The sequence below is a fragment of the Sphingomonas sp. STIS6.2 genome, from assembly GCF_000732685.2.
In the GTDB taxonomy this organism is placed as follows: Bacteria; Pseudomonadota; Alphaproteobacteria; order Sphingomonadales; family Sphingomonadaceae; genus Sphingomonas; species Sphingomonas aerolata.
In genome coordinates this window covers 1-5394 of sequence record NZ_JPDP02000029.1, presented here as the reverse complement: position 1 = coordinate 5394, position 5394 = coordinate 1, and the positions used below count along the sequence as shown (strand labels likewise).

At 53.4% G+C, this 5394-nt stretch carries 6 protein-coding genes; 1 reads left to right on the top strand and 5 read right to left on the bottom strand.

Annotation, left to right across the window (positions count from 1 at the left end; translation table 11 throughout):
* On the top strand, positions 1–594 hold a 594-nt coding region (locus sphst_RS04255), incomplete at its 5' end, for an energy transducer TonB (RefSeq protein ID WP_159043503.1).
* A gap of 1245 nt (positions 595–1839) precedes the next feature.
* Here sphst_RS04255 and sphst_RS04245 read toward each other — a convergent pair.
* The 5 genes from sphst_RS04245 to sphst_RS21065 form a co-directional block, all read right to left on the bottom strand.
* On the bottom strand, positions 1840–2109 hold the full coding sequence (locus sphst_RS04245; RefSeq protein ID WP_031393904.1) for a hypothetical protein: 270 nt from the start codon (positions 2107–2109) through the stop codon (positions 1840–1842).
* A 1598-nt stretch (positions 2110–3707) separates the two neighbouring features.
* Positions 3708–4169: a hypothetical protein gene (locus sphst_RS20290; protein ID WP_159043502.1), complete on the bottom strand. Its 462-nt coding sequence runs from the start codon at positions 4167–4169 to the stop codon at positions 3708–3710.
* Positions 4170–4409: 240 nt separating this feature from the next.
* Complete coding sequence (locus sphst_RS04240) at positions 4410–4676, bottom strand: hypothetical protein (RefSeq protein WP_159043501.1); 267 nt, start codon at positions 4674–4676, stop codon at positions 4410–4412.
* Between the two features lie 116 nt (positions 4677–4792).
* Positions 4793–5053: a hypothetical protein gene (locus tag sphst_RS04235; RefSeq protein WP_031393902.1), complete on the bottom strand. Its 261-nt coding sequence runs from the start codon at positions 5051–5053 to the stop codon at positions 4793–4795.
* A 143-nt stretch (positions 5054–5196) separates the two neighbouring features.
* Positions 5197–5394 (bottom strand): hypothetical protein (locus sphst_RS21065; protein WP_234387328.1); only part of this gene is annotated, 198 nt, incomplete at its 5' end.

Genomic DNA, 5394 nt, shown 5'->3' with positions numbered 1-5394 from the left:
TGGGTCCTGACCCTAGCGTGGGAGGCATCACCCGCGTCAGCGGTTCCGCCTAAAATGATCAGCAGTCCGATAAAGTTCGAAGACTATCCACAACAAGCTTTGCGAAACAGACAGGAGGGCTATGTCTCCATCGAACTAAAAGTATCGGTGAACGGTGCCCCCTTGTCCTGCCAAGTGACTGAAAGTGCTGGGCACTCAGCGCTTGACGAGGTAACTTGCAGACGGTTGATGAAGGCGCGTTTCGAACCGGCACGCGGCCCTGATGGCGTTGCAGTTGCTGGCAACTTCCATACCGCAGTGGGCTGGAGCATGCCAGCACCGGGTGTGGTGCCGGATAGCCGCGTATTTGTACCGGTCGCAGCTTTGCCGAACGGCTACGTGCAGCCTACATCGACCTTTCTGTCGTTCGATGCCGATGGCTTTCTCGCCACCTGTGAGATTAAGGCCACCAGCGGGAGTGAAGCGTTCGACAAGATTGCCTGCGCTCTTTTGCGCAAGCAGATGAAGATCACTCCACCTCACGCAATCGGGAATGCGCCAGCGGCAGGGTATCGTTACGTTCCGGTCGCGGCTCTCCCGACCTCGAAACGGTAGGTGCGCTGTTTGTAGGCACAACGAATATCCGCAAATAGGCGTACGCGGTCATCCGATGCGATCGGCTCCGGAACGTCCAGATTTGCTGGAAAGTTACCGCTAACGATCCCCATCTTGCTACCCTGATCGAACGGAGCAGGGCATCATAGTCAGCCAAACACTGAAGGACTTTGCCGCGTCATATTACGTCCACATGATCTAAGTAACGACAGATAGGACACGGAGAAACGGCGATAACCCATAAGTGTAAGAAAAGTTTTAGATCCTTCAAAACAGCAGCACCTACCGAGATATCATGAAACAACCCCCGTTCATTCTTATTATCGTCGTATTAGCCGCGTTGCTGTCTGTTAATGCAACACTTATGTCGGTCTATATGATACCGTTTGGATTTGCAGGTTTTCTAGTGTTTCTTTTTATTGAGTTTGCTATAATTTTCACGTCTTTTCTCATAATCGTTGCAGAGAATGAGAATTCCCCCCGGTCCATAACTCTTACTCTCGCGATATATGGATTTCCGATTATGTTAACCGTTTTGGCAGTACTGTCGTTTACAAGGGGTCTTGCCACCTTCGGACGGGATCACATCGCGACGTTCATTGTAGCAGGATACTAAAACGTTTTGACCACAGAAGCGAGCGCTCCACTCCCAACCGTGTTGCCGCAAGGGTGGTACAGGTCCGCGTTCGAGAAAGTGATGAAGCGAGCTCACATCTGGCGGTAGCGCTTCCCGCCGGGCTGCTTTAGGGGTCTGCGTTTCTACCATAGAATGTCGCAATCCGGTGGTGAGCGGACGTAACCATGTTCCATTTATGGCGCGTCGCGACTGAAGTCGTCATTCAACCATCTGGGTACCAAGGCTAGTCGTTTTCCATTACGTGTGAGCCATCGGTTGAGGCATCCAACGCTCGCATCCTTTGGGTTCTGCAACAGGTAAAGGCGGGCGTCGCCAGCCCAAGAGGTGGGGTACATTTCCACCTTAAGTTGCTCAATGCCACAGTTTTTGGCGGCTTCGAGTGCCACCACGATACTCTTAAAGGAGCCCGCCGCAACTGGTATTTGGGGAGCGGCGGAAATGGATTGCAATGCTGCTGCTGCAGCTACGTGTAGAAACGACACGAGCCTTCTCCGCGCTGACCTCGCCCGACAATCTCACGGGCGTGCGACGTCTGCAATTGGACGTTAGCGGTCATTCGACGCAATCGGCTCCGGAACGTCTCGAATTGGTGGAAAGCGGACGCGCTGCTACTCTTTCAGGTAGCGAACCTTCGCGCCGCCCGGCACGACAGATGCGACACGGGAAGCTAGGTTCTCTCCCTCGGCGTTCAGTCGGGCGATGGCGCCCGAAGTCTCGGTATCTGCAAGCACCGCCTCGCCCATTCTCTCGTTCCACGAGAGCAAATCTGATAGGAGCTCAGGGGGAAGGCTCACGGGCATATCAGGACCGCGTAGTTCATTCTCGGCCCCCAGAGGGCGATCACCGGCGGGGTCGCAGCTCAACACCAAATACATCATGTCGCACTCTTATGGCTTGATAGACCGTTTGGCCACGTCCGCTTGTGGGCGGAAGCGAAATGGCGGGAATTGGTGGTTAGCGGACCGGCCGTTATTGGGTAGGCGGCCAGTGTTAGCAGACATAGCGTTGCGCAGCCGCTTTTCACAAAGGGGCCGTTGATCAGGAATGAGCTCGTCGCGCTATTATCTTGATTCGGGTAGCGGCGCTATCATACCACTATTGACGGTCTTCACGGAATAGTACTGGACCTCACGGTCCCCACGAGACTTAGTGGTTTCGTGTTCATTCAGCATAACCGCTATAACATAGCAGCTCGTTGAGCGGGGGGTTCCGACAATGACGGCTGTTGTGCAACTGTTCTTTGTGACACCGATGCGCGAAAAACCTCGGTCGGCCGCCATTTCAGAAGCCTTGGTTATAAGTTTATCGTATAAAGAGGAATTGTCATGTGGATCCGACATGATATAGGCTCTTATCTGATTATTTGATTGGTAAGAACCGCCGACTTCGCCCTTCGATGGAAGGCCAAACCGTTTTGCGAGTAGGCCCGCAAATTGTGCATTTGCGCTGGTCGATACGAATAAAGATACGACACATAATCCTAGAACATACTTCCGCATCTAAAAGCCCTGAATTAGAATTTATATTCTGGCAATTAGACCTAAGATATCTAGGATTTGTAAAAACTGGACGAAATTGCAGGAACCGAACGGCCGCTTCTGGCGGCAGGGATGGTCCGCTTGAATGTCCATGTTTGGGCGCTTCCCGCCGGTCCGCTTTCCCGCCCGAAAACCGGCCGGTCGGCTTTCGGGTTATCGCGTCGGCTCAGGAGACTCGGAACGGCAAGGCCTGGTAGAAAACTGCCGGTTTGCTTTCGGGTTTGCGGGCAGCGCGCGAGGCCTTAACATAGACGCCCCGTATGCAGCGTTGAGGGTCGAATGGATCGCAGGCGAGCCTCTCGCATCATAACGATCGCATCCGTCGTCGGCTATGTTGCACCATTCGTCATGTCGGTTTTCACAATGCTGGTGACGTTTAACACCAGTTTGTATGTAGCGAAAATAGTCGCGCCCGCGATCTTAATGGCTGACAGATGGCCCGACTACATCATCCCGATAGCAAACGGCTCCCTTTATGCCTGCTTGGCGTGGGCACTCACACTCACTGCTTCGCGCAGAACCCGATAGCGCCTTCGAGAAGGACTTAGTTCTGAACGATCGACTGCTTCTGCGCGGTACGCTGAGGCACCTAATTTTCGAGTGATAGGCGCCAGCCGACCAACCGCTTTGCGTTGCTAAGCTGATGCAAATTATTGATTTTTTCATCAACGAATGTCCGGGATGGGAAGTGGGTCGGCCTTGTGCCGTGGTTTGGCATATGCGCGGGGCTGATCAGCGTGAGAACGCCTTCGAAATTTTAAAAGCCGGCTTCCCACCAAACCCGGACATTCAGGGCCGACACGCATCAGATCTCTGCATCAAGCGATGCTACGATTTCCGCGGCTTCGAGCCTGATGCAGATCTTGTGATTTTGCATCATAAGCGCGAAAATTACCGGTCCTTGCGGAAGGTTCCACGAAGATATGCTAGGATTGGCGTTAGTATCTCGGTCGTGCTGGTGGGGCTGGCGGGGCGGACGGCACTGGGTCACAAGCGGGGCCACCTAAGCATTGACCGGCCTCGTTAAAGAAATTGCTGCCTGGTCTGTCGCCAATGCCTCCCTGCCGAACGGTTGCCGGAACAATGAAGTTGACCATGTAACCACCACCGAATTGAGATAGCGTTGAAACAGGAATTTTTTTCAGAAGCACGAACACGGGCATATCAGCAAAAACACTATATGGTAACATATTGTATATAGCACGAAGCTTTGCAACTTCATAAGTTGTTGCTTTTCTTACCTGACCTGTACGAACTAGGCGAGCTAATGCTGGGCTAATTGGTTCACCGTAGTCAAAATTCCAGCTATCCGCTCGTGGGTCTACCTGAATTAGTTTACCCTCAGCAAAGGCATTAGAACAGGCGGTAGCGGCAAGTGCAAAAATCCAGCCAATGCGCATGTTTAACCTCAAAAAGTGGGAGCGAAACGGCCAAGGCGAACTGGCAAGCGATAATGCTACGGCGTTATTGGTAAAAATTAGTTACGTTTGGAGACGGCATAGCGTCGTTCGGGGCACATTCGACAACGGCGACCCCGACAGCATTTTGATGCAAAACTTTTGATTTTTGCATCACGAACGACCGGGTCTGGTGGAAAGCGGACGGTACGCTTAGCGGCACCGAGGCGCCATTGCTGTCGCTCACCCATAGCTAGTGAAGTTGACCCCTACGACGATACTGGTGAGCAGCGACACGCCAGCCAAGCCCATAATCATGAAGACGCGGCGATCCCAGCTTCGGTTCAACAGCACCGCTATCGCGATCGGCGGTAGGAAAATACCAATGGCGTTCGCCATTCCCCTGTAACCAACAGCGTCAGTCGCCAAGACGAAGGCAGCTGCGACCACTGCGGTAGCAATGACCTGAAACAAATAAGGATGCCGTCTCGGCAAGGCTGGTGCATTCATCAAATACATCCTGCGCGGCATCGATCACGTCTGCAATGGAGAACTCTCAATACAGTTACAAGCATCTGAGATTGGTCGTAAGCGAAATGGCCGGAAGGGAAGGTTAGCGGACACGCCTATTCAGCAGACAGAACCTCTTTTAGCCAGACCAGGGTGCCTAGGGCATCGGTTCGGGCCTCCACTACGGTATCGAACAGACCGGAAAAGCGCGTCGGACTCCAGTACTCCATGATGCCCGCGTCAAACTCGCTAAGGTCTTCAGTAAAGAAGGTATCTTCGTCGTAAGTTACGAAGCCGTCCGAGCGTTGAAGCAGATGCCAACGCTTTTTGCCGTCTGTGCTGACTGCTGTTTGAATTATGACTGGCTCAGCATCCATCTCAGCCTTCTGCCACTCGCGGCGAATGTCCGCAATTGGACGCTTTCGGTCATTGGGCGCGATCAGCGTCGGAATGGCTGAATGTGGTGGAAAACGGACGTATAGCGCAACGATGAGAACCGCTGGTGCCTCTTGCTCACCCCTCAGCGTGGCACGTCACTAACGATCCGCTTGTCTCCGTTGGCTGCTGTGCCTTTTGGCATGTCATGGACGACGAGCTTGTCTCCGTTGGGTGCCGTGCCTTGTGGCATGTCGTGGACGACGAGCTTGTCTCCGTTAGGTGCTGTGGCCGAGGCTTGTGCCTGCATCGGCAGTGCTGCCAGTAACAGCATGATCATGCT

What these genes read in the sequence shown, in the direction of transcription:
- sphst_RS04240 (WP_159043501.1), bottom strand. Translation starts at nt 4,676, where the DNA reads ATGAATGCACCAGCCTTGCCGAGACGGCATCCTTATTTGTTTCAGGTC.
- sphst_RS04235 (WP_031393902.1), bottom strand. Translation starts at nt 5,053, where the DNA reads ATGGATGCTGAGCCAGTCATAATTCAAACAGCAGTCAGCACAGACGGC.
- sphst_RS04245 (WP_031393904.1), bottom strand. Translation starts at nt 2,109, where the DNA reads ATGATGTATTTGGTGTTGAGCTGCGACCCCGCCGGTGATCGCCCTCTG.
- sphst_RS20290 (WP_159043502.1), bottom strand. Translation starts at nt 4,169, where the DNA reads ATGCGCATTGGCTGGATTTTTGCACTTGCCGCTACCGCCTGTTCTAAT.